Origin of the sequence: Schaalia dentiphila ATCC 17982 (genome assembly GCF_000154225.1) — a bacterium.
Classification (GTDB): domain Bacteria; phylum Actinomycetota; class Actinomycetes; order Actinomycetales; family Actinomycetaceae; genus Pauljensenia; species Pauljensenia dentiphila.
Genome location: NZ_DS264586.1, coordinates 1,351,641 through 1,378,202, shown reverse-complemented (window position 1 = coordinate 1,378,202; position 26,562 = coordinate 1,351,641). Strand labels below are relative to the sequence as shown.

Below are 26,562 nucleotides of genomic sequence, written 5' to 3'. Positions count from 1 at the left end.
GAATCAGTAATCAGGGGTCAGTTTACACGCGCGTGCGACCAAATCCGCGACTTCTTGCGGGGTGCGGTCACTCGTATCCACTGTTGTGTCGGCCACGGAGGCGTATGCCTCGCGCGCTTGTTTCATGAGCTGGGTCAGCACGGCGCGGGGCGCACCCAGGCCGACCGAGCGCGGAGCGCCGAGGCCTTCTCGGCGTGATACCGCGGAAAGATCGGCGCTGAGCTCGATGACGAACGCGCCGTTTGCACGCGTCCGCTCGATCGACGAGGCAGTAGCTGGGTCGAGCGGCTGAGAGGCACCGAGCGTGACAATGCCCTCGTCGAGACCAAGGAGCCGCTCGGCTTCTACGCGTGCTGTGGTGGCCAGGCGCGGATCGCGTCCGACCACGAGGGTGCGCATAGGTGCGCCGAGGCGTTCCTCGACGGCGGCGTCGACCTCGTAGAGCGGCAGTTCGTGACGGCGGGAGAGCTCACGTCCAACGGTGGTTTTGCCGGAGCCAGTCACTCCGATCAACACGATGAGGCTCATGCGCGAATGCCGATCTGAGACGCGGGGGCCCGCAGCTCCTGCGGATCGACGGAGACCGTCCCGGGATTTGCGATGCCGTCCAGGAGGACGAAACGCAGGATGCCGCGTCGTACCTTCTTATCGGAGAGCATGATGTGGGTGAGCTCGTCGAGAGTGCTTCCCTCGTAGCGAGTCGGCAGCCCGACGCGTGAGAAAAGCTGGTCGTGGCGAGAAACATCGTCAGCGCTGAGCAGCCCCCGGGCTTGGGCCAGGCGTGCCGCGAAGCAGCAACCGATAGCAACGGCATTGCCGTGGCGCCAGGTGTAGTCGTTCGCGCGCTCGATGGCGTGCGCGAGGGTGTGTCCGTAGTTGAGGATTTCGCGCAGGCCGCCCTCCGTCAGGTCGGCAGAAACAACGCGGGCCTTGACTGCGATCGCGCGGGTGGTGATCTCAGCAAGCTGCGGGCTGTACGATCGCAGAAGCTCGTTTGGTTCCGTCTCCTCGACGATGCGCAAAATCTCCGGGTCGGCGATGAAGCCGCACTTAATGACCTCGGCGGCACCGGCCGCCAGATCGGGTGTAGGAAGGCTCTCGAGGAGATCCATATCGGCAACCACGGAGGTTGCCGGATAGAACGAACCGACGAGGTTCTTCCCGACGGACGTGTTGATTCCTGTCTTACCGCCAACGGCCGCGTCAACCATAGCGAGGAGCGTCGTCGGAACGTTGATGAGGGTGATACCGCGCAGCCACGTTGCGGCGACGAAACCAGCCATGTCGGTGGTCGCTCCCCCGCCCATGGCGACGATCGCGTCTTTACGTCCGAGCTGGAGACGACCGCACTCGTCCCACAGGGACGCAACAACCTCAATTGACTTGCCGGCCTCGGCATTGGGGTGGTCGGCAGTTGAGGCCTCGATCCCCTGTTCACGCAGGTACTGCGCTAGGGCCTCCGCTCGGCTAGCGAGAGGATGCGCGTGAATAATGAGCGCCTTCGTCGCGGCCTCGTCGAGGGCATCGTAGATCGGCTTGAAGCCGAGTCCGTGTCCAACTGTAATAGTCGAGGGGTGTTCTCCGGTGACGCGGATAATCGTGCTCATGCGTGCTCCAACTGCTGGGCGATGGCGGTGACGACGTCGTCGACGGGACCAGACCCTGACTCGACGACGATGGTGGCGACGGATCGGTAGTGAGGCTCGCGCTCGGTGCGCAGGCGCGCGAGCGTGCCGGACGGGTCGTCGGCCAGCAGCGGCCGATGCGTCTTCGAGGCGGTGCGACGAACGAGCTCCTCGTGGGGAGCATCGATGTAGACGACCGTGTGCCCGGATAGGAGCTCCCGAACGGCGGGAGTCGCTGCCGCTCCCCCGCCCAGGGACACGACGGCATCGTGCGTGAGCGCATCGGCGACCGCTTCGGTCTCCATCACACGAAAAGCCGCTTCTCCGTCGGTGGCGAAGATGTCAGCGATCGGACGGCCTTCGCGCTCAACGACGAGGGCGTCTGTATCGATGTGGTCAACGCACAACCGCTCGGCGAGCAGGCGCCCAACCTTGGACTTGCCCGCACCTGGCAGACCCACGAGGACGACGGGGCACTGAGCACTCATGCGCGCTCGCCCACCACCGCGAGGTACGCCTCGAGGTTCCTGCGCATCTCGCCAACCGATCGGCCGCCAGCGTGATCCGACAGAGCATCCGCGAGCACGAGAGCCACCTCCGCCTCGGCGATGACTGCGCCGGGCACCACCTGGCAGGTGTCGGAGCGCTGGTGCAAGCCCACCGCTTCCTCACCCGTCGCAAGGTCGACGCTGCGCAAGGCGTGCGGAACGGTCGAGATCGGCTTGAAAGCAGCGCGTGCGACGATCGGCGCGCCATTGGACGTACCTCCTTCGATGCCTCCGGCATGGTTGGAGGCGCGCGCCAGGTGACCATCCTCGCCCCGCACGATTTCGTCGTGGGCCGCGGAACCGAGCAGCGCGGCCTGCGTGAAACCGTCTCCGATCTCAACGCCCTTGACGGATTGGATCGACATGAGTGCGGCGGCCAAGCGCGCATCGAGGCGCTCGCGCGCGGTCACGTGTGTCCCCAAGCCGACTGGAACGTCGTATGCGATCACTTCGGCGACGCCGCCGATCGTGTCGCCCGCCTGCTTGGCAGCATCGACGGCTGCCTCGAAGCGGGCGTTATCCTCCGGATCGAGTGTGCGCATCGAAGCCTCGCACAGCGCCGCCTCGTCCGCGGGAGTAGGCGTCAACGAGGCCGTGGCGTGCTGGGCCCCAACGGAGACGACGTGGGACACGAGACGAACGCCGGCGACCTGCTCGAGGAGGGCTTCGGCGAGCACACCGAGCGCAACGCGGGCGGCAGTCTCGCGGGCGCTCGCGCGCTCAAGGACGGGGCGAGCCTCGGACAGGTCGTAGGACAGCATTCCGGGCAGGTCCGCGTGACCGGGCCGGGGCCTTGTCAGCGGACGGTTACGAGCGATCTCGCGTTCGTCTCCCGTTCCCGCGTCGATGAGAAGCTCCGACGGATCGACCGGATCGGCACTCATCACCGTCTCCCACTTGGGCCATTCAGAGTTGCCAATGCGAATAGCCACCGGGGCGCCGGTTGTCACGCCGTGCCGCACGCCGGCCAGGATCGATACCTCGTCGGCCTCGAACTTCTGCCGAGCGCCACGGCCGTAACCGAGGCGACGACGCGCGAGGCCACGGCGCAGGTCCTCCGTCGTCACATGCAACCCGGAGGGCAGTCCCTCGATCGTTGCGAGCAGTGCGGGTCCGTGCGATTCACCGGCGGTCATCCATCTCAGCATGCCTCCCAGTGTCCCACAAGCGACAAGCCTTGTGCGAAACGGCTCTCACGAGCTGAACGGTCACGACTGAGGTGCTTGGTCCCCATTCGTCGCAGTACCAGGCTCTGTACCGAGGATATCGATGACGACGCACAGAGTGTCGTCACCGGCAGCCAGGTCCGGAGGGATTGTGATGGCCAGTCGTGACCCCACTTTCTGGTCAACGAGGGCCGTTGCGAGCCCCTTCATCGCCGTTCCCAAGTTGATGACCTCGGGGACGCCGGTCTCCCACGTGGACACGCGCACGGTACCGTCGGTCCAGCCGAGAACCGTGAACTGCGCGACGACCCGGTCGCCTTCGTGGACCTGCACCCCATCACCCTTGATAAGGGTCTGGGTCGTGACGCCGCCGGGCAGCGTATCACTGTGGCTGATGATCGGCCCCTCCGGGCTCATCTCAACGCTCATCGGACCGACGCTCGCGTCGACCGAGGTACCGGTTGCGATCGAAGGCAGGATATCGACGACGTCGACTTCGATGGTATTCGGCGATCCGTCACCCATCGTGATGGAACGGAATGCGAGAAGACGCGTGCCCTCGCGCCTGCCGGTGACCAGACGTGACAGGTCGTCATTGATCTGGCCGGAGCCGACGATGCCGAGGCTCATCTGGGGGCGGCCGGACTCGGAGAGCATGCGTCCGCTAGTTCCATCGAAAGCGGTGACAGAGACGAGGACGGGTGAGCCTTCAGTGATCTCACGACCGCTGCCTTCCTCGAGCACGCGTGCTTTGAAACCGTCGATCTCCAGCGGGGCCTTGATCTCGATCGTCGGTGTCGCGCCGACGCGCCCGGACACGGTCACGCGGTCGAACAGAGCCAGGGTTGTCGACTGGGTAGCGGATTCGGGCGCGCTCGCTTCGTCTGCGGCGGGGCGGGGGTGGAACGCCCACCAGGCGAGTCCACCTCCCGCAGCGATGAGAACCACCGTGAGAACAACGCGCAGGAAGAGAGATGCGCGGGAGATGCCCCGGGAGCGCTGTGCACGCGCAGCCGCGCGCTGCGAGGATCCGCGTGCACGGCTGACGGCGCGGGCATCAGGTGACGACGACTCGGGGCTCATGCGGGAATCGTAGGAGACTGAGAGTCGATCTGCGCGATGAGCGCGTCAACACGCGGGTCGGTTGTGGCTAACGGATCCTGCAAGGACAACGGAATCGTCGACGATTCATCGAGACGCACGTGCACCCAGTCGACGCTCAGGTCGGCGCGGGCATCTTCGGCGGCTGCGATGATACGTCCGCGCAGGTGAGCGCGGGTCGTCGCAGGCGCGATCGTCTGCGCGCGATGGACACCCTCGACGGTCGTGAGGCGTCGCATGAGTCCCGCGCGTTCCATTCGCTCCCACAGGCCATCAGCGGTGATGTCGGAGTAAGACAGCTCAAGCCGAGCCACGCGCGGATCAGTGAGGCTCGCCCCACTGCGTGCGCAGTACGACGTGAGAAGCTTGTGCTTGATCGCGATGTCCAGCTCGGTGTCGATGTTGCTCCAGTCACCGCTGGCGATGGCATCGATGCCCCTGCCCCACAGGTCGACGACGTAGGCGCGCATAGGATCCAGCTCCGCGACTGGGATACGGGCAAGCACACGTTCATGGATCTCTCGTTGCAGCGCGACGGCGCTCGTCGTGCGTCCGTTGGCCAGCTCAAGGGGGGCCGAGCCGGACAGGTCGGAGTTGACCTCGCGGATTGCACGCATCGGATCAGCGAGCGCCAGGTCTTGGATCTGCAGACCGTCCTCGATCGCATGGATGAGGAGCTCCGTCATACCGACCTTCAAGGCAGTCGTCGGCTCGGCGACGTTCGTGTCGCCGACGATGACGTGCATGCGTCGATATGCGCCAGAATCAGCCAAGGCCTCATCGCGCGTGTTAATGATCGGACGCGAGCGCGTGGTCGCCGACGACACGGCGTCCCACATCTGATCGGCACGCTGGGAGAACTGCAGACGCGGCGTCGCCGCAGCGGTGTTGATCCACCCGTTACCGACGAGAATCTGGCGCGTCACGAAGAATGCGACGAGAGCATCCGCGACCTGACGGAAATCGCGGCGCCGATGGAGAAGATAGTTTTCGTGGCAGCCGTAGGAGTTGCCCTGCGAGTCAAGGTTGTTTCGGAACAGGTGCAAGCGCAGGTCTGAGCCGAGCTCGGAGAGGGCCGCGTCTGCCTGAACTGCCAAATCCGCAAGCATGGAGGCGCCGGCGCGATCCTGCTCGAGCAAATCCTCAAGACGATCGCACTCAGCAGTCGCGTACTCGGGATGAGCGCCCACGTCGAGGTAGAGACGCCCGCCGTTACGCAGAAACAGGTTCGAGGAGCGCCCCTGATGCAGGAGTGGCTCGAACAGCTGGCGAGCGGCGTGCTCGGCATCCATGGGGGCGCCCCCGCTCGGGGACGCGGCCGTGAGCCCGTACTCCGTTTCGATGCCGAAAACTCGACGCCTCACGTCACTGGCCGCCCTTCTGGACGAAGCCCTGGACGAACGCCTCAGCGTTGGTTTCAAGAACGGAGTCAATCTCGTCGAGGAGGGAGTCGATCGACGAGGTGCGCGCCTGAACCTGGCCTGCCGCCTCGAGAGCGTCATCTTCAGGGGTCGGGCCGCCTGCGAAAATCTGATTCGACATTATTGGTTCTGCTTTCTGTCGTTCTTTATCGAGTGGATGTATCGCGCGCGTCGGCGATCGGGAATCGGACGAGGTCCCCCTCGCCCGGGTCGAGGACGAGTGAGGACCATGAGGCCTTCACGAGGTCGGGTCGATTGGCCACCGCCCATCCGCGCACGTGAGCGCGAGTGTTCGTGGGCGCCACGTCCGCGGCGCGCTCGACCTCCTCATCGGACACAAGGCGCGTGACCATGCCAGCCTTCGCGAGTCGATAGACGAGGCCGTGGCTGGGACGCAGGTCCGCCCACTGCAGGTCGATGGCAGCCAGTCGCGGATCATTCCATTCGACCCCGGCGCGTTCCTTCTGTCTCTTCACGAGCTGGTACTTGCCCACCCATTCGACCTCGGTGGCCACCGAGAAGAGATCGGCGCGCATGCGATCAAGCACCGACTGCCACAGCGTGAGGATCTCCTGGTCGGCCTGCGTGGGTGTCGTGCCCGTTTCTTCAAAAGTGTCGAGAACCAGATCCAAGTAGACCTGCTGGAGCTCTGCCGCCGTGTAGGCGCCGCCCGCGGTCGTCACCTTGTAGTCGAGGTCGGGATGGTGCGACACGTTCCAGGTCTCCTGCACGGGATCGTCCATGACGATCGAATCCCAGCGCAGGTCCGTGCCCTGCTCGATTGCCCACAGGACGAGCGAGGTGGTGCCGAAACGCAGGAAGGCCGAGACGTCGAACATGTTGCCGTCGCCGCCGATGACGTGGAGTCGGCGGAACTGAGCCGGATTCGCATGCGGCTCGTCTCGTGTGTTGATGATTGGGCGGTTGAAAGTGGTCTCCAGTCCGACTTCGTTCTCCACAAAGTCGGCGCGCTGGGACATCTGGAAGCCCGGGACCTCGCTCTTTTGTCCGCGTCCCACGCGGCCGGCACCGCAGATGACCGGGCGGGTCACCATGAAGGGCGTGAGTCCTCGCACGATCGCATCGAGGTCGGTGATGCGGGGCATCTGGTAGTTCTCGTGGGTACCGTAGGCAGCACCCTTGCCGTCGGTGTTGTTCTTAACGAGGACGATAGGTTCTTCGCCGAGTTCTTCCAGGCGTGCCATGACGCGCTGGGCGATCACCTCGCCGGCGCGGTCCCACAGGAGCGCATCGCGCGCACCGATCGTTTCGGGCGCGGAGTACTCGGGGTGCGCGTGATCGACGTACAGGCGTGCGCCATTCGTGAGGACGGCGGTCGTCGCCGCAGGGAGGGCGAGTTCTTCGGGGGTCGGCCGCGCGACGCGCTCCGAACCACCGGACGGTGCGAGGTGGTACGGATCGTCAGTGAGCAAAGACGGGTCTGCCGCAGCACGGGACATGCGCATGCCGCGCAGGTCGTTGAGCGGGTCCTCCCCCGTGTAGTCCCAGCGGACGACGCCCGCGCCCTGGGCCGGAGTTCCCTCGCGGCTGATCTCGCCGTACGTGGTCACGACCGTCGTCGACAGAGCAATCGGGTTTGCCCACGCGTCGCCGGGACGGTAAACGCCGTACTCGGTCTCGGTTCCAATAATGCGTTCGCTGCTCATTTCACCGTTCCAATCGGCTTCACGCTGACGATTTCAGGGGCCAGCCCGCTGGTACGAGCCCAGTCTTCCGGCGAGGAGGTGGCAGCGAGTTCGAGCGACTCGTTCATCTCCTCGTGCACCCCGCGCAGCAGATGATCCATGCTCAGGCCGGAAGATGCGCCCGTCAGCGCGTCCTTAATCGCGTACTTCTTTGCGCGTTCGACGATGCCGGCAATGAGAGCGCCAGACACGAGGTCGGACAGGTAGATGCGCTTGTGGTCGCCATTCACCAGGGTTGCGAGGAAGAGAGCCGTCGTCTCATTGCGCGCGTAGAGCGCGTCGACGCCGCGTTCGCTCATGCCCGCCACAGCCTCGTTGATGCCGCCGAAACGCTCAATTTCCAAAGCATGGATCGGCACCTGAGGCGTCAGATACTTCGAGAAGATATCGAGGGCACCCGCGCGGTCCGGACGATCCACGCGGATGCGCACGTCGAGGCGCCCCGGGCGCAACACCGCCGGGTCGATCATGTCGGCGCGGTTGGAAGCGCCGATGATCACGACGTTGTCGAGGGATTCGACGCCGTCCATCTCGGCGAGGAGCTGCGGGACAATCATCGTTTCGACGTCTGAGGACACGCCCGTGCCACGCGTGCGGAACAGGGCCTCCATCTCATCGAAGAAGATGACGACTGGGGTGTCGCCGGCTGCGAGGGTCCGTGCGCGAGCGAAAATGGCGCGAATCTGGCGCTCGGTTTCGCCGACGAACTTGTTCAGCAGTTCGGGGCCCTTGATCGACAGGAAGAAGGTCGACGCACCCCCACGCTTCGACAGCGAGTTGGCAACGGCCTTCGCGATCAGAGTCTTGCCCGACCCGGGAGGCCCATACAAGAGAATGCCCTTGGGCGGGCGCAGGCCAAACTGGCGGTACAGCTCAGGATGGTTAAACGGCATCTCGATCGAGTCACGCACCTGCGCAATCTGATCGTCGAGACCACCGATGTCCTCGTATGTGACGTCGGGAACCTCGGGGGTGAGCAGCTGCTCGACATCCTCACGCACGATGCGCTCGAAGGCGATGCCCGAGCGGGCGTCCACGACGAGAGAATCGCCGGGACGCAGGTTTCCGTGGCGTAGAGGGCCGGCCAGCTCAAGGAGATTCTCCGCTCCACCTTCCGTCGCCACAAGCACGCGGTCGCGGCCAACGAGCTCGAGAACGGAGACGACCTGCCCGCTGCGCGGGAAGTCATCCGCGGCCACGGCGATCATCGTGTCGTCGAGGCGCACCCACTGCCCGTACGAGAGGTCAGTGACATCAAGCTTCGGAGTGACGGCAACGCGCATGCGCTTGCCGCCCATCACGACCTCGATCTGGCGTGAAGCAGGAAACGCTCGCACGAACGTTGCGAGAGTCTGGGGAGGACGCGACACGTCGGCCAGCTCCCCCTGTAGGCGAATCAGCTCCGTGCGGGCGGTCGTCAGCGCGGTGGTGAGGCGGCCGTTCTTTTCTTCCAGCGAAATCAGACGTCGTTCAAGTGCCTGGCGTTCTTCGACCTCACTCATCAGTCGCTGCCTCACGTCCCTCCGACGCCCACGTGTCGGCCTGCGCGACGACGTCACGGCGGACCTTGCGCACCTTCTTCTCAGAGTTCACGCGCTGACCGACCTTCTCCAGCGACCAGTCCGGCTCGTCGTCCCACGCGCCGCCCTGACCTTCGGCAGCCTTCGCCGGACGAGTCGAACGCTCCTGCGGCGTGACGCCAGGCGCGAGGAGGCGGGTGACCACGAGGAAACCGGTGTGGGCCACCATGCGGTGCTCGGGGCGCACGGCCAGGCCGTCGAGGTGCCACTCGCGGCGTATGTCCTCCCAGGCGATCGGATCGGTGAAACGCTCGGAGGCGCGCAGATCCTCGACGAGACGTGACATCTGTGTGACGGTCGCGACGTAGCACACGAGCACGCCGCCCGGAATCAGCGCATGGGTGATGGCCTCGATGTTCTCCCAGGGAGCAAGCATGTCGAGTACGATCCGGTCGACGCTGCCCTCTTCGGCCGACCACAGCACCTCGTCGACGTCACCGACGCGCAGGTCCCATGCGGGGTGGCGGCGGCCGAACCACAGGTCAACGTTGGCGGCCGCGATGTCAGCGAAGTCCTGGCGCCGCTCCACAGAGATAAGGCACCCCTGCGGGCCGACCGCATCGAGGAGAGCCATCGACAGCGCGCCGGAGCCGGCGCCGGCCTCGACGACAGTCGCGCCGGGGAAAATATCCCCCATGTGGGTAATGACCCCTGCGTCCTTGGGATAGACGACGGCGGCGCCGCGGGGCATCGACATCACATAATCGACCTGCAGGGGCCGCAGGATCTGGAACTGGCGGCCTTCCTCGGTGACAATCACCTGGCCGTCGGGACGGCCAATGACGTCGTTATGGTTGAATCCGCCGCGGTTGGATTGGAAACGACCACCGCTCACGAGAATCACCTGGTGGAAGCGTCCCTTGGGGTCGCGAACCTGAACGCGGTCGCCCTCAGAAAGGACGCCTCGGCGGGTGGGCTGGCCAAAATCATTGGCCGACATTGAAGTATTACGCTGAATAGTCATTACGTAAAGGATAGCGCTTGCCACCAGCTGCGCCCATAGCAGGACACAGATGAGGGCGGGAGGGGTTAGCGTGGTATTCATGACAGACCTGATCACCCCTTCGACGGCCGAGCGCACGTGGGAGCCCGCACTCTCGGCTTCGCGAGCGAAGGAATACGAGCGCTGCCCCCTGCAGTACCGTCTTCACGTCCTGGACGGATACCGTGAACCAGAAACGCGCGCGAAGGCTCTGGGAACAATCGTGCACGCAGTGCTTGAGAAGCTTTTCGCTCTGCCAGCGCAGCAGCGTACACCTGAGGCCGCGCGCGGCCAGGTGTGGCCGCAATACGAGGCCCTGGCATCAAAGAACCCGGAGGTTCCCGCGTTGTTTAGCGACGATGCGGACCGTGACGCGTGGCTCGACGAGGCGCGCGCGGTCGTCAACGGGTACTTTGCGATCGAGCAGCCCCAGTGGATTGCACCGGCAGCGCTTGAGCAGCGTGTGACGACAATGACCTCGGGCGGCGTACGACTCCTCGGTTTCATCGACCGTGTGGACCGTGCCCCCGACGGACGGCTTCGGGTCGTCGACTACAAGACCGGGAAGGCGCCCGGTCCGCGCTACGTCGACGAGGCCCTGTACCAGCTGCGTTTCTACGCGCTGCTCCTCGCGCGCACGCAGGTGCTTCCTTCTCGCATGCAGCTTGTCTATCTGAAGGCCGGCCAGGTCATCACCTTTGATCCCAAAGCGGGCGACATCGCGAGTTTTGAGCGTCACATTGACCAGCTCTGGGACTCGATTGCACGCGACATTGAGAACGACTCTTTTGTGCCTCGCAAGAATCCCCTGTGCAACTGGTGCGGGGTGCGGTCACTCTGCCCGGTGTTCGGCGGAACCACTCCCCCGCTGCCCGAGCAACATGCACGGTGGCTGTCGCGGACTCGGCTAGGCTAGATGCATGGACTTGAAGCAATGCGGCCGCACCGGGCTCTACCTGTCGGCCATTGGTATCGGCACGCTCACCTGGGGGCGCGACACTGACGGCCCCGAAGCGCTCGACATGCTGCGCCGTTTCGTCGACGCGGGCGGCAATCTGGTGGAATGTTCTGCGTCCCATGGTGACGGCATGGCGGTAGACATCCTGTCCGAAGCCATCTCAGCTGTTGGTCGGCACCGCGTGGCAGTCGCGTGGCGCGGAGGCGTGCGCCGGGCCTCCGAAGGCGCGTGGGTGAGCGCTGCGGGGCGCGGCGATCTGCTGCGCAGTCTCGATGATGCCCTCGCACGGTTGGACACCGACTACGTGGACGTGTGGATGGTGGAGCCTCGCGCGGAGGTCCCACTGGACGAGACTCTTGAAGCTGCGACCGCAGCGTATCGCTCTGGCCGTGCGCGCTACGTGGGGCTGTCGCGGGCGACGCAGTGGCAGCTTGCCGAGGCGGTGACACGCGGCATGCTCGGAGCGAGCGCTCCGATCTCAGTGGTCGAGTTCCCCTTCTCCCTCGCAGATACCTCGCGGGCGGCGAGGGTCGCTGAACTGAGTGAACACGGGGTCGGCGTCATCGCCGCGTCCGCATTGGCAGGCGGTGCTCTGACGGGCAAGTACCGCCACTCGACGCCCGCGGACTCGCGCGCTGCTTCGCCACATCTTCGCCATCTGGTGGAGGGCCACTTGACGGGCTCGGCGCGCGGCGTCATTGAGGCTGCCACGCGCGCGGGCGCGGGACTGGAACGCTCGACGGGCGACGTGGCGCTTGCATGGGTGCGCGATTATCCGGGTGTCACCAGTGCCCTCGTCGGTCCGCGCACGCTGCGCCAGCTGGAGACGCTGCTCGATTACACGGAGCCGTTGCCTGCCCCCATTCGGCAGGTTCTCTCCGAGGTGGCTCAGTAGTAAGGCGCGCTTCACGTGATTGACGTCGCGTGATCACGTAAAGATGGGTGGGGCCCGAACCGCTTGGTTCGGGCCCCACCCATCTTGAACAAGCTGATGATCGAGTCAGTCATCGACCTCGATAAAGTCGTCTTCATCGGAGTCGTCGAAATCATCGTCGTCATCCTCGGAGTCATCGAGAATGTCGAAGGGCAATTCCACGCCCAGCTGAGTGAAAAGAATGTCGTCGTAGGTGAAGAACGCGTCACGCAGCGCAAGCTCAGCTGCTTCGAGCGCGGCGTCGTCGGCCTCGTCTCCATCGCGGGCGATGTCGAAGTGGTTTTCGAAAGCGTTGAGCAGGCGCGTCAGCGCGCGGCGGGCATCTCCAGTCATGACGATCATTCTACCGTGAGACGGCGCACTTTATCAGGGGAGGTTGAGCTGCGAACGAATAACGGACACCATCAGATCGGTTCCCTTGATCTCGGCGGTCTGCTCCGCGCCCAGAATACGGGTCTGCCCGTCCGCATCAAGGAGCTGCGACGCACCCATGTTCGGGCCGAGGGGCAGAATCACCCACTCCTTCGTCGGCTGGTAGATGGCGTCGGGCTTCTCCCCTTCGATCTGGGCGGTGATGTTCGCGATGACGACGCGGGCCTGCTGGCGCGCGGCGTCGGCACGCTTCGATTCACGCACATCGGTGAGATCACCGACGGCGTAGACGTTCGGGTGATCTGCGACCTGCATGGTGCTATCGACACGGATGGTGCCGTTCGGGTTCATGACGGACTCGTAGTCGCTGCCGATCAGGAAGCCGGTGTTGGCGCGGGCACCGTAGCACTGGAACCACAGATCGGCCTCGATGACCTCACCGTTCTTGGTTTCAACCATGAAGTGACTGAGGTCGCCAACGTTCTGCGGGGGCAGGTAAGCGAGCTCAGAGCCGGTGACGACGCGCACGCCGAGGGTGCTCAGCTGCTCGCTGATCTCGTTGCGCAGCGCATCGGTGTAGCCGGGCGTGCCCAGGATCTGATCGGAGGCCTCAACGATCGTGATGTCCAGGCCGGGGAAGGCATTGGCGAGTTCGCCGGTCAGCTCGATGCCGACGGTGCCGCCGCCGACGATCATCACCGAGCGGGCCCGTCCGAGGTTCTCGTGCAGCTGCTCAAGGCGTGCCTTCGCCACGGACGAGCGGTAAGAGGAGTACTTCGCGGGGAAAGGATAGGTCGATCCGGTCGCGAAGACGACGTAGTCGGCCTCGATCGGGTCGTGGCCAAAGACATGAACGGTCGTGCCGTCAACACGCGATACTGTGCCACGGAGGACCTCGCCGCGGTGCAGCAGGTTCGTGTAGGGCATGAAGATCGCGTGTTCCCACACGGTGTCGACCGCGGCACGCAGCGCGGCTGCGTGATGGACGAACTGGTCCTTCTGTTCGATGAGGACAACGTCCGCGATGGGGTCCAGCCCCTTTGCGACCGTGACGCCTCCGTAACCTCCGCCAATGACTGCGACGCGTGCCATGTCTTTCCTCCTTATGAGTGGACCGCGTCTATTGTGTCACCTGGCGGGCACGAATGCGCGTGCTAGGGACCTTAGTCCGCGTCGTTGGCGCTCTCCCCGGTCTCCAGGCCGAGGCCGCGCGCAACATTCGGCGGGAAGAAGTTGGGGCCTTTGAGGACCTTTCCATCCTCGCGCAGCTTGACGGAGCCGTCCGGCATAAGCTTGGAGAGGTTCGAAGCCTGGACCTCGGCGAGCACAGAATCGAGATCCATTCCGGACTCGATCGCCATACCGTAGATGACGTAGATGAGGTCGGCGAGGGCGTCCGCAGCCTCAATAACATCGCGCTCGCCATCGTCTGCCGCGACCGCCTCGGCGGTAGCCGTCTCAATGATCGCGCGCGCGCGCTTGCCGTACACCGCTCCCATGAGTTCAGCGAATTCTTCGGCGATGAGGCTCATGCGCATGCCGAGGCGCTCATAGGACAACGTCGGATCGTCGAAGGAACGAATCGGCATCGAGTAGGTGCGGTGGAACTCCTGGACGAGTTCCATCGGGCTGGGAGCGCTCTGAGTGTTCGAGGTGGGGGTGTTCTTCTCGCTCATGCGTGATCCTTTCGAGACTGTTCCCAGGCCGTAGCCAGGATGTTCGTAAATGCGGTGATCGTTTGATGTCCGTCGACGAGGTACTGCGCGTCAAAGACGTACGTGGGGACGGTGGTGACACCCATGTGCATCGCCATCTGGAAGTCCGAATACACGCGGGATGCCCATTCCTCGTCGCCCACGGCGAGAGCAGCAAGCTCCGGCGGCATTCCAATGTCCTGGGCGCACCCGATGAGAACCTCGGGGTGGGAGATGTCCAGCCCCATTTCGAAGTGGGCGCGCATGATGGCCTCGGCAACCTTCAGTTGCAGCGAGGAGGGACCTGCCACCGTATCGGCATCAATATCAGCATCGTGGGCGGCCGCGATGATGCGGTGTGCGCGCGATGTCGGAGCGATGATGAGTTTATCGAAGTCGAAGCGAATCCCCTCGCGCGCGCCGAGCGCCTGCATCCGCTCGTCAGATTCGCGTACTTCTTCGAGCGTCGCGGCACCGGATTCCACGAGAGCCACAACGCGGGGCTTGTCCACGGGGGCGTCGAGTTCCGGGTCAAGAAGGAAAGCGTGCAGGTAGACCTCAACCTCGTCACGATGCTCGAATTCCTCGAGAGCTGCGCGCAGGTGTCGCAGCCCGAGATAGCTCCACGGGTCGCAGGTGTCGAGCCACATGTCGATACGCACGGTGCCTCCTCACGATTGATATGGAAAACCCCGGAGCCTTTCGGCCCCGGGGCATTTCGTGCGCGGAGGGGGACTTGAACCCCCACCCTCGTAAAATGAGGACTAGCACCTCAAGCTAGCGCGTCTGCCTATTCCGCCACCCGCGCAGGTGAGCGATGCGAACCGTTGCGATCCGCAAGCGAGTAGAAGCTTAACACGATGTGGGCGAGATGCGCCAATCGAAACTAGGAGTCTTTTTCGCCGCCGCGCAGGCGCGAGTCAAGAGTGGCAAAAACCTTGGCAATTGAGTCGATATCGGCGTCCGTCATGCCATCCAGGAGGTACTCGCTGACCGTCTGCTGATGCAGCTCTGTGGCAGCAAGCACAGTTTCGATCCCCTGGGTCGTCAGGCACGCGTCGTAGCCGCGGCGATCGACCGCGGAGGGAACGCGTTCCACCCATCCGTCGCGCGACAGATTCGAAACGAGGTAGGTGACGCGCGACGGCGAATAAACGACACGGTCGGCCAGCTCGCCCATGCGCAGACGATGGCCAGGCGCCTCCCAGAGGGCCAGAAGAATGTTGTAGTCGGGCATGGAAACCCCGTAGGTGCGCTTGAGGCGCGTCTCGAGAATGCCCTGCAGGCGCCCGGACGCCTCGAAGAAGACTCGCCATGCGGCAGCGCGCGCACTATTGGCCTGAACGATCGGCGTCAGTTGTGCTCGTGATTCCATGTCTCCCTCCTCGTGGTCGTGTCGGATGCTTCTCTCGGGATAATAGGGCATAGTGACTAAGAAAGCACCAACAACGCGGGGGAGCCACGTGTCTTTATCCATTTCTGTTGTCCTTTTTGACGTCGACGGAACGATTGTTGATTCCGCTCCGGCCGTCATGAGTGCATTTCGTGGCGCACTGTCAGACTACGATTTTCCGATCCCCGACGATCAGCGGCTCCGCACCTATGTCGGCCCGCCGCTGTGGTACGCCTTCGGCGACCTGGGGTACGAGGGTGAGCTCCTAGCCAACCTCGTGAGTGGCTACCGTTCGCGATATCAAGCTCACTTTCTTGATCCCGAGCCCTTCCCCGGGGTCATTGAGCTGCTTCACGAACTTCATGATGCTGGCGTTCCGTTGGCGACCGCGACGTCGAAGCAGGCCCCGATGGCTCTCGCTCAGATGGAGCATCTCGGCCTGTCCAGCGTTTTTGATGTGATTGCCGGGGCTACCCCCGACCCGGCCTCGAGCAAAGCAACAGTCATTCACGAGGCTCTGACACGTTTGGAGGATCGCGGCGCCGATATCTCCCGCCCCGTTATCGTCGGCGACTCGATCTGGGACGTGCGCGGCGCTAAGGAGGCTGGCATTCCGGTGATCGGCGTTGGGTGGGGCTACGCAACGGACGATGGCCTGGCCGATGCGGATGCCGTGTGCGACACGGTCGATGACCTGCGCACATACCTCCTGGATGGCGTGGCGCAGCACGCGCGAAGCGCTGGTTAGCGAAAGTCTCGGGACTTTACCTCGACGGGAAGTGCGATAGACGCGATCCTGAAGGCTTGCACGCTGATCGCACCATCTCCCCACTCGAGTGTCCCACGCACGAGTAGAGCACTGGACTCGAGGCACACGCGCCGGAACTTTTTCCATGCTCCCACAGAGACAGAGACGTTGACGAGGCCGGTTTCGTCTTCGAGGGAGAGGAACGTGATCCCCCCGCCCGTGTGCGGGCGCTGTCGATGGGTGACGACTCCGGCGATGTCGACGATGCGTCCGGTCAGGTGCTGGCCCAGCTCGCCAGCCCGGAGGACGCTAGCGGGCAGCGATCCGCGGACGTAGCTGAAAGGGTGGCGCCCCGGGGTCAGCCCCGTCGAAGCGACATCCGAGCGCATGCGCTCCGCCTCCGATAACGAAGGCAGCTCGGGAACGCGCGCCCCCACCTCCGTGCCCGGAAGGAATGGCTGCCATTGACCGGCCCGAGCCTGTGGCTGCGCGAGTGCCCCCGCAGCCCATGCACCCTCGCGCCGCCCGACCCCCAGACACTCGAGAGCGCCGGCCATCGCGAGCTTTTCCATGGCAGAGGCGCTCACGTGGGCTCGCCGCGCGAGGTCCGCCTGACTCGTAAATGCTCCCTGACGCCTGGCTTCGACGATGCGCTCGGCGACCGCGCCCAGGCCTCGTACCTGAGAGAGCCCGATACGCACCGCAAGCTCGCGATCGACATCGAGGGCAACGGTGCCGCGCGAGGGCAAAGCCTCCGGGCGCCCCGGGTTGTAGGACTCCCCCGCCTCATCGTCGCCCACGCGCTGCACGCTCGCGTCGACGAGTGAATCGTTGACTGACGGACCCACCACGCGCACCCCGTGCCTGCGGGCGTCCTGCACGAGGGTCGCGGGCGAATAGAAGCCCATCGGCTGGGAGGCCAGGATCGCGGCATAAAAGTGCTCGGGGGCGTGCACCTTCAGCCAGGACGACGCGTACACGATGTGTGCGAAGGAAAACGAATGAGACTCCGGGAACCCGAAGTCCGCAAAGCCCTTGAGCTGTTCGAAGATACGCTCGCGCGTGGGCGCGTCGATACCCCGTTCCTCCATGCCCGCCATAAGGTCCCCCTTGAGAGCTTCCATGCGCTCCGGGCTGCGCTTGGCCCCCATCGCGCGGCGCAGCTGATCGGCGCGCGCCCCCGACAAGCCCGCCGCGTCCCTCGCGATGCGCATGAGCTGCTCCTGAAAGAGGGGGACGCCGAGCGTCTGGCGCAGGGCGGGCTCAAGGAGTTGGTGCAGATAGGTGACCTTCTCGCGTCCCGAACGGCGCCGTAAATAGGGGTTGACTGAGCGCCCCTGGATCGGCCCCGGTCGGATCAGAGCGACCTCCACGACAATGTCGTAGAAGCAGCGTGGTTTGAGCCTAGGAAGCGTGTTCATCTGCGCGCGCGACTCTACCTGGAAGACGCCCACCGTGTCGGCCGCGCACAGCAAGTCGTAGACCCTCGGGTCCTCCTCCGGCAGGGTGTGCAGGCCCAGGGGTTGGCCCTCGCGCCCTTCCACTACTCGAGGTGCCCAGCCACGCAGCTGATTCGAGGCCTCCCCCGCACGCGCGCCACCCGCCCGGAGCTCGTCGAAGGCGACGCGCAACGCGGTCAACATGCCGAGCGATAGCAGGTCGAACTTCACGAGGCCGGCATCCGCACAGTCCTCCTTATCCCATTGGAGAACCGTACGTCCCGGCATCGCGGCCCACCCAACCGGGCAGATGCGCGACACCGGCTGATCGGTGAGCACCATGCCGCCTGAGTGGATCCCCATGTGCCGGGGAAGACGCGCGAGCGCCTGGGCCGCATCACCAACGAGGGGTGGCACTTCTCCCCTGCCCTGGGACCAGGCTGTGGCCGTACCGGCCGGGTATCCGAGGGCGCGTGCGACATCGCGGATCGCTGAGCGCGGGCGGTACGTGATGACGTTCGCGACCTGGGCCGCGCGATCCCTCCCAAACGTGTCGTAGACGTACTGGATGACCTCTTCTCGACGACACGCCTCGATATCGACATCGATATCCGGTGGCCCCGAGCGCGCATCGGATAAAAATCGCTCGAACAGCAGGTTGTGGCGCACCGCGTCGACCGCTGTGATTCCCAGGCAATAGCACACCGCTGAGTTGGCGGCGCTGCCCCGCCCCTGGCACAGGATCCCGTTGCGGGCGCAAAAGTCGACGATGTCTTTGACGATGAGGAAGTAGCCCGCAAAGCCGAGGCGCTCGATGACCCCGAGTTCGTGCTCGATCGTTTCCCATGCCCGGGGGTGGTGTGCGCGTGATCCGTAGCGCACGCTCGCGCCCTCGTAGGTGCAGTGCGCGAGCCAGCTGTCCGGGGTGTGCCCGTCGGGGACCTGGGTGCGCGGCAAGCGCGGGGCGACGAGGCGCAGGTCGAAAGCGCACGCGGCTGCGACCTCGCATGCGTTGTCGAGTGCCTGCGGGTGTGCTCCATGCAGTCGTGCCATCTCCGCGGGTGAACGCAGGAAAGAGCGGTGCGCGCCCAGGTGAGCCTCCGCCTCGTTCAAGGAAGATCCCAAGCGGGTCGCCGTCAAGATGTCGCCGAGCGCCTGCTTCGAGGGTGAGGACATGCGCGCTCCGCTCGTCGCCACCAGGCGAGTTCCGCTCGCGCGCGCAAGCTCCGCGAGCACGTCTCCGACCTCGTCTTCATCCCCACGCGCAGCCTGCCACTCGACGAGGACCTGGTCGCACCCAAAAGCGTCTACAAGTCCGTCCAGGACTCGGCGTGCGGGCGCCGTGCCCCCGGCTCGTAGCGCGCGCATGAGCGGGCCCCGCCTACCGCCAGTGAGGACGACGAGCTCCCCTCCGGCCTCACTCAGATTGACGAGGTCGTGGCGTGGATTGCGCTGCCCGGGTTCGGACAGTGCTCGAGCGCTCATCGCTCCCACGAGATGCGCGTAGCCGGTGGGGCTGGCCGCCACAATGGGGAGGCGCATCCCCGGGTCTTCAGCTCCGGGAGCAAGTCCCCATCCCGGCGCAGATGAACCCGGAACAATGCCCCTCAGAGCATCCGGCGCGAGCGTGAGCTCAGCGCCGTACACGATCGGCAGGCCGGCCGTGCGGGCAGCCATGGTCGTCTGAACCGTCGAGTACATGCCGTCGACGTCGAGAATCGCGAGGGCATCGAGCCCGAGGCGCGCAGCTTCCTCCACCATACGCGCGGGCTCGTCGGTCCCGTCAAGAAACGTGAAGGCGCTGTGCGCATGCAGTTCTGCGTAGCGTCGTTCCGTGGTCATACAGCCATTATATTGAACATATGTTCGATACTGTTGTTGGGGGGAGCTGCGTTGGCGCGTACAGATGGGGTGAAAGGCGCCCCTCCCACGAGGAGCACAAGCCCTATGCTGGAAGCATGGAATCCATGCTCGCAGCGTCGCTTCGCTCCCCCGGCGCCCTGGTACTCGACGAACGCCCCATCCCAACACTCGGCCCACGCGACGTTCTCCTCTCCGTCGAAGCAACAACCCTGTGCGGCACGGACCTGCGCATCGCAACAGGACAAAAGACGAACGGCGTCACCCCGGGCGTAGTCCTCGGGCACGAAATCGCCGCACGCGTGTGGCGTGTTGGAAGCGACCTCACCGCAGGGGTCGACGTTCCCGCTCCGGGCACGCAGGTCGGACTCGCTCCCGAGATTGCCTGCGGACACTGCGCCCCCTGTACGAGTGGGCGCTCTAACGTGTGCGCGAACATGCGCCTATTCGGAACGGGGGTGGATGGAGCCCTCGCAGACTTCATCCTCGTCCCCGAAGAAGCGCTCGCGTGCATTACCCCCGTCGCTCGCGAGATCGCCCCGCCTCACCTCGCACTCGCCGAGCCGCTCTCGTGCTGCCTGCGCGCAACAACACGCCTACCCATCGAATCCAACTCCCGTGTGCTCGTGCTGGGAACTGGCCCGATCGGCCTCATCCACTGCGCACTCGCGGTTTCTGCCGGCGCGCGCGTCATGGCCTGCGGCCGACAGGCGCGCCTCGAACCCGCGCGAGCAATGGGAGCCGAGTTGACGACCGGCACCCAAGGCGAGGATCTTGTACGTGAGGTCATGACGTGGACTGACGGTGTAGGAGCAGACGTCGTCATTATCGCAGTCGGAGCCCCAGCCCTCGTCTCCATTGCCGCTCAGTGCGCGCGCATCGGCGGCCACATTTCTTTCTTCGCAGGCTTCCCCGCGGGAGCGATGACTCAGATCGACCCGAACCTCGTGCACTACCGGGAGCTGACCATCAGCGGCAGCGCGAACGCGACCCTTGACGACTACACGGCGGCCGTCGAAGCGCTCTCAAGCGGACGCATTAACCTGTCGCCACTCATCACACACGAGTATGAGCTGTCCGACGTTAGCGACGCCCTCAACGCCGTGCGCACACGCGCCGGCCTGAAGGTCGCCGTGCGCCCGAAAAGCTTCGCCGCCCTTTAGTCGAGGAGCCCGCGCAGGTCCGCCTCGCTCAGGCGAGCGCCCATTCCAGTCCCGTTCATCACCGAAGAAATGAGCTGGCGCTTGCGATCCTGAAGCTCCACAACCTTCGCTTCGATCGTATCAGTCGCAACCATTCGATAGACGTTGACTTTCTTCATCTGACCGATGCGGTGCGCGCGATCAATCGCCTGCTCCTCCGCGGCAGGATTCCACCAGGGATCCATGACGTAGACGTAGTCCGCCTCGGTGAGGGTCAACCCGGAACCGCCAGCCTTCAGCGAGATGAGGAAGACTTGAGCATCGCCCGAGCGGAACTTCTCGATGACCTCAGCCCGACCACGCGTCGACCCATCGAGCTGCACGGCGGATATTCCACGGCGCTCAAGCATGTGCCGGATACGCTCCAGGAACGAGGTGAACTGGCTAAACACCAAGGCCTGATGTCCGAGTGGCACGATCTCATCCAGGCGATCCGCCAGGTACTCGATTTTTGCCGACCCCACGTGCGCATACGACTCCTCGACGAGAGCCGGATCGAGCGCTAGCTGACGCAGCCTCGTAATCGCCGCAAGCACACTCATGCGGTTCGCATCCACGTCTCGCAGCAGGTCGAGAATCCGGGCGCGCTCGCGGGCCAGATACTGATCGTAGATACGGCGGTGCTCCTTGCCCAAATCGACGCGCACAATGTCGACGATCTTATCGGGCAGATCCGGAGCGACCTCCTCCTTCGTGCGCCGCAGAACAAAGGGCGCAACATAGGCCGTCAGACGCCCGAGCATCGCCGGATCCGCGCCATTTTCGATCGGCCTGCGCACCTGCTGCTGGAATGCCTCCCACGAGGGCAGGAGGCCGGGGCACGTCAAGGAAAGCAACGACCACAGGTCTCCCAGCGAGTTTTCGATGGGGGTACCCGACACCGCCAACTTCCAGGGCGACTCAAGATCGCGAAGCGCTCGGTAGGTTGCGGTGCGAGGGTTCTTCACCGCTTGCGCTTCATCGATGACAACTCCGCCGAGGCGCACCTGGTTCCACTGCTCCGCCTCCAGGCGGGCGAGCGTGTAGGAGGTGACGACGATATCCATATCGGCAACCTCCTCCTGGATCGTCGTCCCACGGCGCGTGGCCGTTTCCTTCACCGCGCGCACACGCAGGTGCGGTGTGAAGGTGCGCGCCTGGTCTATCCACACGCCAACGACGGAGGTCGGCGCCACGACGAGAACGGGCGAGGGATCGCCGGCGGGTGCATGCGCTCGCAGCGCTGCCACAGCCGACAGGATCTGAACGGTTTTACCCAGGCCCATGTCATCCGCCAAAATTCCACCGATTCCACCGGACAAGCGAGCCGTTAGCCAAGCGTGGCCGTGCCGTTGGTACGGCCGCAGAACCGAGCTGAGCGATGGTACCGGCGGCACACCTTCATCCGCGGAGCCGTCGCGCAGCGGAGCGACCCGCATCCTCCACGCGTCACTGAGGCTCACGTGGTCGGATGCACTCGCGAATAGATCGACGACGCCGACCTGCATCGGCGTGAGCCTGAAACCCTCGCCGTCCCATCCCGCCAGGGTGCGTGCCTCTTCCAGCAACGTCGCCAAGGAGCGAATACGTTCGCCGTCAAGGCGTACCCACGTTCCCTCGACCTCGACGTAATCCTGCCCGCCTGCGATCGCTTCGAGCGCTTCGCGCACGCTGATCGTGACGCGGCCGAGGCGCAGGCGCACGTTGAGGTCAAACCAGTCACGCGTGGCTGGATCAACGCTCACATCGACATCGAATCCGTCTTCTCGCACGTCGATGGCACGCACGTCCTCCGCAACGTCCCACACGAGGCCATCGATGCCCTCAGCATCAACAACCGCTTCCAAGAAGGCAGGAACACGCCACGGAGACAGCCTCCCCGTCGTCGGAGGCGCGGTCCACAGGGCGGAGTCGAACCCACGTCCCCACAACTCGACGCGACCCAGGATCTCGGCCACGGCCTCGTCCTCCACGCAGTGGGCCACAGGAGTGCGCGAGCGTGACTCACCCTGACGATACTCTGCCCACCAACGCACAACGACAGATTCCCCGTCGCGTCGCACTGTCCCCACGAGCGACACGTCCGGGCGAGCCTCAGGGTCAAAACTGCCATCGGAGGAAGCCATCGAAAAACGCCTGAGGAGGGCGGGCAGCCACGTGCCACGAAACTGCGCGACATCTGCGGCAGGAATATGCAAGCCTCGATCGAGAGGAAAGCCGTCAAGCGTTCCCACACCCTCAATCCGCGCGATTCCGCGCCCTCCATCCAGCAGCAGCACACTCGCGTCGCGGTCGATACGCGGCCTCGTGATCACCTCGTCTCCGTTGCGCGCGACGACTCTGACGTCAAGGCCGTCGTCACCGGAGCGCACATCAATGTCCGCGTCCCAGGTCGCGTGCGAGAGCACCACCCTCTCATCGGCGTCAGGCGAGGCGTAGAGCTCAACCCCGGCCCGCACCAGACGCGCCAGCCACGCGTAGGCATGCTCACCCAGCGAACTGAGCGTCACCTCCGTGCGCGAGTGCCACGAACGCGATTCACGCGACAGGCGGTACCCCTCGCGCATGAGAGAGACATGCGTGGGATCCAGCCCATCCGTCACTGACGCCCACTGCGTCGCCGTCAAATCGAGCCACGAAGCCCTCTTCGTCGTCCACCCGGATGAGGAGCTTCGGCGCAGCGGGATGAGAGACGGCTCGACCCCGGGATCATGCGCATCAACGACGAGGGCCAACGGCTCGCCCAGGCGGTCGCGGTCAGAACCCAGCATTTGCTCGAGGACACGGCTCCATTCAGGCACCGAGCGCTGCTTGTCGCGGGCATCCTCGCGCCCAACAATGAGCGTCGCTACCGTATGGGGACAGTCACTGCGCAGCGGGCACGCACACGCGAGGGAGGGACGCACAGCGCCCTGTGCGACGCGCACGCGATAGGTCAGCCCGGCTTCCTTCACGCGTGCTTCAGCCTGCTCGCCATCCTCGCTCCAGGAGAATTCACGCACCGCGCCACTGCGCGCTAAACGCAGGCCATTCGCCCACGCCGCCGGGCCAACGAGGGCCATCATGTCATCATCCGACAGCGAGGCCAGCGTGTGCGACAGCGATACCATCCTTTCAGTCTACGGCACCCACCCATCCCCAGCACCGGCTCACTGGGACAGTCCCTCGATTGCCCACTCCCCCTCCTTCCAGACAAGGAGAACGTCCCGTCCGTCCTCAAGCAGAGCCCTCATGTAGGCGCGCGGTCTCTCCTGCGCCCACCACCGACCTCCCACCGGCCAAGGCCCTTCCACTCGCGCGATAGCCGCACGGCGCCCCCTCCCCAACACTGATTGCGAGACATCACGCTCGCTCACGAGGTAGGCGGGTGCAGCACTCAAGGCCCCTCGGTGGTCCACACGCACATCGTCGAAGGCCCCAGATACGCCAACAATCCTCACACGCACGGGCTCGTCAAAAAGCGTCGCCGGAGGATGAGCGATGCGTCCCTCCCACGCCCCCTCATGCGGGCGAAGGAGAGGCTTGCTCCCCCATCTGGTCATCACAACACGGCTGCGCGGATCGTATCCGCCCTGCACCCGCGGAATCAGGAGAGAATCCGGCCCCGCCATCCCCTGAATACGCACCACGCTGCGCGAGACATCGCGCTCGCGATCTGACCGCCCCCACAGTGCTGACGCACTGCGCCCCACCCGCGGATCACATGCGGTCACGCGTATACAGGTCACTGCGCCACTGGGCCCTTCGATACCCGAAGTCCACCCCGCGAGCGTCCACCGGACGCGCAGAGCAACCTCGTCCGATACGCACACGTCACATCCACTCCACGTGCGAGTGCGCTGACCGCCCCCGGCATCCTCCACATCGATGCGCAGGGTCTGCGAGACGAGCCCGCCCCGCCCCAGCCTCTGAGACAGATCTCGTGCGATGCGTTGAATGGGTACGATCATCGTATTGATGGAATCTCCACCCACATCAATGACGCACTCCATCGTGATGTCTGGTTGAATGCGCCCGGCCGGGGTGAGGGCACTGTCGCCTCCGGAAGCGAGATTCCAGAGTTGTTCACCGACGTCGCCGAAGCGCTCGCACACACGACCTCGCCCCAGTGCCAGAAAATCCGCGCACGTGTGAACGCCCAGGCCTGTCAATAGCTCGATGGCGTCAGCTGCTCTATCAGTCATCGCGACAGGAACGGCCCATAGGGCACGATGTAACGGGATACGCCCCAGGAATAATTGGTTTTCTCCGGCAGGAACAATGCGTCCCTCGCGCGCCGCCTCCAGGGATGCGACCGGCCCATCGGCGATGCCAACAAAACATTCAACGCCGACGGCCTCCTCGATCGCCGACACCAGAGCCAAGGCCGCGGCCTCCTCACTCCCATGCCAACGAGCGGGACCACGCGCCCGACACCTAGCTACCCCGGGGCGCACGCACTCCACCCCGGCCGCCACTGAATCGAAAGCATCGACAACGGCGCTAAACGCTCGCGCCTCGCGATCAGGGTCGCGAGGCAAGCAGATGAGATCGGGGCACACATACATCGCCTCTCGTACGCTCATGCCGCTCCTCACTCCGGCGCTCCGAGCAGCGCCGCTGGCAACCTCGATGCGTTCGCTATGTACGACAGCCCCAGTGCCACCCGGCGGCAGATCGACCACGAGGCAGTGAACGGGCCAATCGGGCACCCACACCACCATGTCACGCACCTAGACCACCAGCCGCATTCGTCGGCGCGGCGCTTCACGAGAAAGCCCCGGCCAGGGGCGCAGTGTCACGATGGTGCGTCCCATCGATCGGGCCCTCGCTGCCAAGGTCCGCTGCTGTGCGCCGGACAGTTCAGGAATATCGAGGCAGACAACATCGCAGGCTTCTATCAGAAGGGAACACAGGTCCCCCACCTGGTGATCTTTCCCCGCGTTTAATACCAGTACACGGTCGAGGTCCATCCCCTGCTGCGAGGCCCATTCCCAGCCGATATTCCTCACTCCGCACACGCCTATCCACCCCTCGGAGGGACATGTATCGATCAGCAATCGGATGAGTTCAGCCCTGCCCGTCGGCCCCAGAAGGACAGGAGAAATCCCCGCCTGCGCATGCTCGATATCGTCACGCGCTCGCAGGCCAACAGCCTGTTCGGCACGGTTCAACACGTCGCGCGCCGCCAGTAGTCGCGCATGCGCATCAGTCATAACTCCCCCTCCCAGCAATAGAACATGTGTTCGATACTGGAAGTGTAGAACCCCGCTCACACATCTGTGTCCCGAACGCCGATCGCGCGCGAATAGGTCACAATGGAAACACCGAGAAAAGGAGCATGCATGAACATCGACCAGCGCCCCCTTGCCCCCAGCCCCTACGAGGGCATGGAAGCCCCCACGTTTACGCTGTCATCGAGCGTTCTCACCGACGGCGCGCCCATGCCCGAGTCGGCGACCGCCGAGGCCGGATCCCTTTCCCCGGATCTCACGTGGCACGGTTTCCCCGAGGACACGGCGAGCTTCATGCTGACCTGCTTTGCCCCGGATGCCCCGACCCCCTCGGGCTGGTGGCACTGGGCAATTCTTGACATCCCGTCGTCCATGACCCACCTGGAGGCGGGTGCCGGAGCATCCGACCTCATGCTGGACGGTCCGGCTTTCCATCTGCGCGGCGATGCGGGCGAGGCCTCCTACTTCGGAGCCGCTCCCCCCACCGGCGATCGCCCCCACCGCTACGTATTCACGGTGCACGCCCTCGATACGGATTCGCTGGGGCTCGACGACGACGCGACCCCAGCTATGGCCTCGTTCGCGGCGCTCGAGCACACGATTGCACGCGCCTCCCTGACCGTGACCCACCAGGCCTAAGG

24 protein-coding genes and 1 tRNA gene are annotated in these 26,562 nt (G+C 64.7%); 5 read left to right on the top strand and 20 right to left on the bottom strand.

Going from position 1 to position 26,562, the window contains the following annotated elements; genetic code table 11:
- Positions 1 to 3: 3 nt before the first annotated feature.
- From ACTODO_RS05835 to ACTODO_RS05790, 10 genes are read right to left on the bottom strand one after another with little or no spacing between them, the layout of a single operon-like run.
- Positions 4 to 528: a shikimate kinase gene (locus ACTODO_RS05835; RefSeq protein ID WP_003792378.1), complete on the bottom strand. Its 525-nt coding sequence runs from the start codon at positions 526 to 528 to the stop codon at positions 4 to 6.
- On the bottom strand, positions 525 to 1,607 hold the full coding sequence (gene aroB, locus ACTODO_RS05830; protein WP_003792377.1) for a 3-dehydroquinate synthase: 1,083 nt from the start codon (positions 1,605 to 1,607) through the stop codon (positions 525 to 527). The genes ACTODO_RS05835 and aroB overlap by 4 nt, the downstream gene beginning before the upstream one ends.
- On the bottom strand, positions 1,604 to 2,113 hold the full coding sequence (locus ACTODO_RS05825; RefSeq protein ID WP_003792376.1) for a shikimate kinase: 510 nt from the start codon (positions 2,111 to 2,113) through the stop codon (positions 1,604 to 1,606). The genes aroB and ACTODO_RS05825 overlap by 4 nt, the downstream gene beginning before the upstream one ends.
- Complete coding sequence (gene aroC, locus ACTODO_RS05820; protein ID WP_003792375.1) at positions 2,110 to 3,321, bottom strand: chorismate synthase; 1,212 nt, start codon at positions 3,319 to 3,321, stop codon at positions 2,110 to 2,112. Before aroC ends, ACTODO_RS05825 begins: the two co-directional genes overlap by 4 nt.
- Before the next feature lie 60 nt (positions 3,322 to 3,381).
- Positions 3,382 to 4,422: an FKBP-type peptidyl-prolyl cis-trans isomerase gene (locus tag ACTODO_RS05815; RefSeq protein WP_003792373.1), complete on the bottom strand. Its 1,041-nt coding sequence runs from the start codon at positions 4,420 to 4,422 to the stop codon at positions 3,382 to 3,384.
- A complete protein-coding gene (pafA, locus tag ACTODO_RS05810; protein ID WP_034512182.1) occupies positions 4,419 to 5,804 on the bottom strand; it encodes a Pup--protein ligase in 1,386 nt (461 codons plus the stop codon). Before pafA ends, ACTODO_RS05815 begins: the two co-directional genes overlap by 4 nt.
- A 1-nt stretch (position 5,805) precedes the next feature.
- Positions 5,806 to 5,982, bottom strand: coding sequence for a ubiquitin-like protein Pup (locus ACTODO_RS05805; protein ID WP_003792371.1), 177 nt, complete (start codon positions 5,980 to 5,982; stop codon positions 5,806 to 5,808).
- Between the two features lie 25 nt (positions 5,983 to 6,007).
- Entirely contained in the window at positions 6,008 to 7,528 is a 1,521-nt protein-coding gene (gene dop, locus ACTODO_RS05800; protein WP_003792370.1) for a depupylase/deamidase Dop, read from the bottom strand.
- Positions 7,525 to 9,069, bottom strand: a complete 1,545-nt coding sequence (arc, locus tag ACTODO_RS05795; RefSeq protein WP_003792369.1) for a proteasome ATPase — start codon at positions 9,067 to 9,069, stop codon at positions 7,525 to 7,527. Before arc ends, dop begins: the two co-directional genes overlap by 4 nt.
- Positions 9,062 to 10,111, bottom strand: coding sequence for a tRNA (adenine-N1)-methyltransferase (locus ACTODO_RS05790; RefSeq protein ID WP_034512180.1), 1,050 nt, complete (start codon positions 10,109 to 10,111; stop codon positions 9,062 to 9,064). The genes arc and ACTODO_RS05790 overlap by 8 nt, the downstream gene beginning before the upstream one ends.
- Positions 10,112 to 10,190: 79 nt before the next feature.
- Here ACTODO_RS05790 and ACTODO_RS05785 point away from each other — a divergent pair, with 79 nt between their 5' ends.
- Together ACTODO_RS05785 and ACTODO_RS05780 are read left to right on the top strand one after the other, a co-directional pair.
- Positions 10,191 to 11,045: a RecB family exonuclease gene (locus ACTODO_RS05785; RefSeq protein ID WP_003792367.1), complete on the top strand. Its 855-nt coding sequence runs from the start codon at positions 10,191 to 10,193 to the stop codon at positions 11,043 to 11,045.
- Between the two features lie 4 nt (positions 11,046 to 11,049).
- The gene (locus ACTODO_RS05780; RefSeq protein WP_003792366.1) at positions 11,050 to 11,982 is read left to right on the top strand and encodes an aldo/keto reductase; all 933 of its coding nucleotides are present in this window, start codon (positions 11,050 to 11,052) and stop codon (positions 11,980 to 11,982) included.
- Between the two features lie 105 nt (positions 11,983 to 12,087).
- Here the strand turns inward: ACTODO_RS05780 and ACTODO_RS05775 are convergent, their stop codons facing one another.
- From ACTODO_RS05775 to ACTODO_RS05750, 6 genes are all read right to left on the bottom strand, one after another.
- On the bottom strand, positions 12,088 to 12,354 hold the full coding sequence (locus ACTODO_RS05775; RefSeq protein ID WP_034512178.1) for a hypothetical protein: 267 nt from the start codon (positions 12,352 to 12,354) through the stop codon (positions 12,088 to 12,090).
- A 33-nt stretch (positions 12,355 to 12,387) separates the two neighbouring features.
- Positions 12,388 to 13,485 carry an NAD(P)/FAD-dependent oxidoreductase gene (locus ACTODO_RS05770; protein ID WP_003792363.1) on the bottom strand — a complete coding sequence of 366 codons (1,098 nt, stop codon included), beginning with the start codon at positions 13,483 to 13,485 and terminating at the stop codon, positions 12,388 to 12,390.
- A 71-nt stretch (positions 13,486 to 13,556) separates the two neighbouring features.
- A complete protein-coding gene (locus ACTODO_RS05765) occupies positions 13,557 to 14,069 on the bottom strand; it encodes a pyrophosphohydrolase domain-containing protein (RefSeq protein ID WP_003792362.1) in 513 nt (170 codons plus the stop codon).
- A complete protein-coding gene (locus ACTODO_RS05760; RefSeq protein WP_003792361.1) occupies positions 14,066 to 14,737 on the bottom strand; it encodes a DsbA family oxidoreductase in 672 nt (223 codons plus the stop codon). The genes ACTODO_RS05765 and ACTODO_RS05760 overlap by 4 nt, the downstream gene beginning before the upstream one ends.
- A gap of 71 nt (positions 14,738 to 14,808) precedes the next feature.
- A tRNA-Leu gene (locus ACTODO_RS05755) sits at positions 14,809 to 14,895 on the bottom strand.
- A gap of 78 nt (positions 14,896 to 14,973) precedes the next feature.
- Positions 14,974 to 15,462 (bottom strand): MarR family winged helix-turn-helix transcriptional regulator, encoded by a 489-nt coding sequence (locus ACTODO_RS05750; protein WP_196773340.1) that lies wholly within the window; start codon positions 15,460 to 15,462, stop codon positions 14,974 to 14,976.
- Positions 15,463 to 15,550: 88 nt separating this feature from the next.
- On the opposite strand from ACTODO_RS05750, the gene ACTODO_RS05745 reads away from it, so the two are divergent.
- The gene (locus tag ACTODO_RS05745; protein WP_208853689.1) at positions 15,551 to 16,228 is read left to right on the top strand and encodes an HAD family hydrolase; all 678 of its coding nucleotides are present in this window, start codon (positions 15,551 to 15,553) and stop codon (positions 16,226 to 16,228) included.
- Here the strand turns inward: ACTODO_RS05745 and ACTODO_RS05740 are convergent.
- Positions 16,225 to 19,509, bottom strand: a complete 3,285-nt coding sequence (locus tag ACTODO_RS05740; protein WP_003792358.1) for an error-prone DNA polymerase — start codon at positions 19,507 to 19,509, stop codon at positions 16,225 to 16,227. The genes ACTODO_RS05745 and ACTODO_RS05740 overlap by 4 nt on opposite strands.
- Before the next feature lie 116 nt (positions 19,510 to 19,625).
- On the opposite strand from ACTODO_RS05740, the gene ACTODO_RS05735 reads away from it, so the two are divergent.
- A complete protein-coding gene (locus tag ACTODO_RS05735) occupies positions 19,626 to 20,690 on the top strand; it encodes an alcohol dehydrogenase catalytic domain-containing protein (protein WP_003792357.1) in 1,065 nt (354 codons plus the stop codon).
- Here ACTODO_RS05735 and ACTODO_RS05730 read toward each other — a convergent pair.
- Genes ACTODO_RS05730 through ACTODO_RS05720 form a run of 3 tightly spaced genes read right to left on the bottom strand, consistent with a single transcriptional unit; the run spans position 20,687 to position 25,903 of the window.
- Positions 20,687 to 23,818 carry a DEAD/DEAH box helicase gene (locus ACTODO_RS05730; protein ID WP_003792356.1) on the bottom strand — a complete coding sequence of 1,044 codons (3,132 nt, stop codon included), beginning with the start codon at positions 23,816 to 23,818 and terminating at the stop codon, positions 20,687 to 20,689. The genes ACTODO_RS05735 and ACTODO_RS05730 overlap by 4 nt on opposite strands.
- 39 nt (positions 23,819 to 23,857) lie before the next feature.
- A complete protein-coding gene (locus tag ACTODO_RS05725) occupies positions 23,858 to 25,411 on the bottom strand; it encodes a DNA polymerase Y family protein (RefSeq protein WP_003792355.1) in 1,554 nt (517 codons plus the stop codon).
- A gap of 9 nt (positions 25,412 to 25,420) precedes the next feature.
- On the bottom strand, positions 25,421 to 25,903 hold the full coding sequence (locus tag ACTODO_RS05720; RefSeq protein WP_003792354.1) for a hypothetical protein: 483 nt from the start codon (positions 25,901 to 25,903) through the stop codon (positions 25,421 to 25,423).
- A gap of 129 nt (positions 25,904 to 26,032) precedes the next feature.
- Here ACTODO_RS05720 and ACTODO_RS05715 point away from each other — a divergent pair, with 129 nt between their 5' ends.
- Complete coding sequence (locus tag ACTODO_RS05715; RefSeq protein WP_003792353.1) at positions 26,033 to 26,560, top strand: YbhB/YbcL family Raf kinase inhibitor-like protein; 528 nt, start codon at positions 26,033 to 26,035, stop codon at positions 26,558 to 26,560.
- Positions 26,561 to 26,562 lie beyond the last annotated feature (2 nt).

Coding starts and splice junctions, on each gene's coding strand:
- ACTODO_RS05835 (WP_003792378.1), bottom strand. CDS start 528: ATGAGCCTCATCGTGTTGATCGGAGTGACTGGCTCCGGCAAAACCACC.
- aroB (WP_003792377.1), bottom strand. CDS start 1,607: ATGAGCACGATTATCCGCGTCACCGGAGAACACCCCTCGACTATTACA.
- ACTODO_RS05825 (WP_003792376.1), bottom strand. CDS start 2,113: ATGAGTGCTCAGTGCCCCGTCGTCCTCGTGGGTCTGCCAGGTGCGGGC.
- aroC (WP_003792375.1), bottom strand. CDS start 3,321: ATGCTGAGATGGATGACCGCCGGTGAATCGCACGGACCCGCACTGCTC.
- ACTODO_RS05815 (WP_003792373.1), bottom strand. CDS start 4,422: ATGAGCCCCGAGTCGTCGTCACCTGATGCCCGCGCCGTCAGCCGTGCA.
- ACTODO_RS05805 (WP_003792371.1), bottom strand. CDS start 5,982: ATGTCGAATCAGATTTTCGCAGGCGGCCCGACCCCTGAAGATGACGCT.
- dop (WP_003792370.1), bottom strand. CDS start 7,528: ATGAGCAGCGAACGCATTATTGGAACCGAGACCGAGTACGGCGTTTAC.
- arc (WP_003792369.1), bottom strand. CDS start 9,069: ATGAGTGAGGTCGAAGAACGCCAGGCACTTGAACGACGTCTGATTTCG.
- ACTODO_RS05790 (WP_034512180.1), bottom strand. CDS start 10,111: ATGACTATTCAGCGTAATACTTCAATGTCGGCCAATGATTTTGGCCAG.
- ACTODO_RS05785 (WP_003792367.1), top strand. CDS start 10,191: ATGACAGACCTGATCACCCCTTCGACGGCCGAGCGCACGTGGGAGCCC.
- ACTODO_RS05780 (WP_003792366.1), top strand. CDS start 11,050: ATGGACTTGAAGCAATGCGGCCGCACCGGGCTCTACCTGTCGGCCATT.
- ACTODO_RS05775 (WP_034512178.1), bottom strand. CDS start 12,354: ATGACTGGAGATGCCCGCCGCGCGCTGACGCGCCTGCTCAACGCTTTC.
- ACTODO_RS05770 (WP_003792363.1), bottom strand. CDS start 13,485: ATGGCACGCGTCGCAGTCATTGGCGGAGGTTACGGAGGCGTCACGGTC.
- ACTODO_RS05765 (WP_003792362.1), bottom strand. CDS start 14,069: ATGAGCGAGAAGAACACCCCCACCTCGAACACTCAGAGCGCTCCCAGC.
- ACTODO_RS05760 (WP_003792361.1), bottom strand. CDS start 14,737: ATGTGGCTCGACACCTGCGACCCGTGGAGCTATCTCGGGCTGCGACAC.
- ACTODO_RS05750 (WP_196773340.1), bottom strand. CDS start 15,462: ATGGAATCACGAGCACAACTGACGCCGATCGTTCAGGCCAATAGTGCG.
- ACTODO_RS05740 (WP_003792358.1), bottom strand. CDS start 19,509: ATGACCACGGAACGACGCTACGCAGAACTGCATGCGCACAGCGCCTTC.
- ACTODO_RS05735 (WP_003792357.1), top strand. CDS start 19,626: ATGGAATCCATGCTCGCAGCGTCGCTTCGCTCCCCCGGCGCCCTGGTA.
- ACTODO_RS05730 (WP_003792356.1), bottom strand. CDS start 23,818: ATGGTATCGCTGTCGCACACGCTGGCCTCGCTGTCGGATGATGACATG.
- ACTODO_RS05725 (WP_003792355.1), bottom strand. CDS start 25,411: ATGGTGGTGTGGGTGCCCGATTGGCCCGTTCACTGCCTCGTGGTCGAT.
- ACTODO_RS05720 (WP_003792354.1), bottom strand. CDS start 25,903: ATGACTGATGCGCATGCGCGACTACTGGCGGCGCGCGACGTGTTGAAC.
- ACTODO_RS05715 (WP_003792353.1), top strand. CDS start 26,033: ATGAACATCGACCAGCGCCCCCTTGCCCCCAGCCCCTACGAGGGCATG.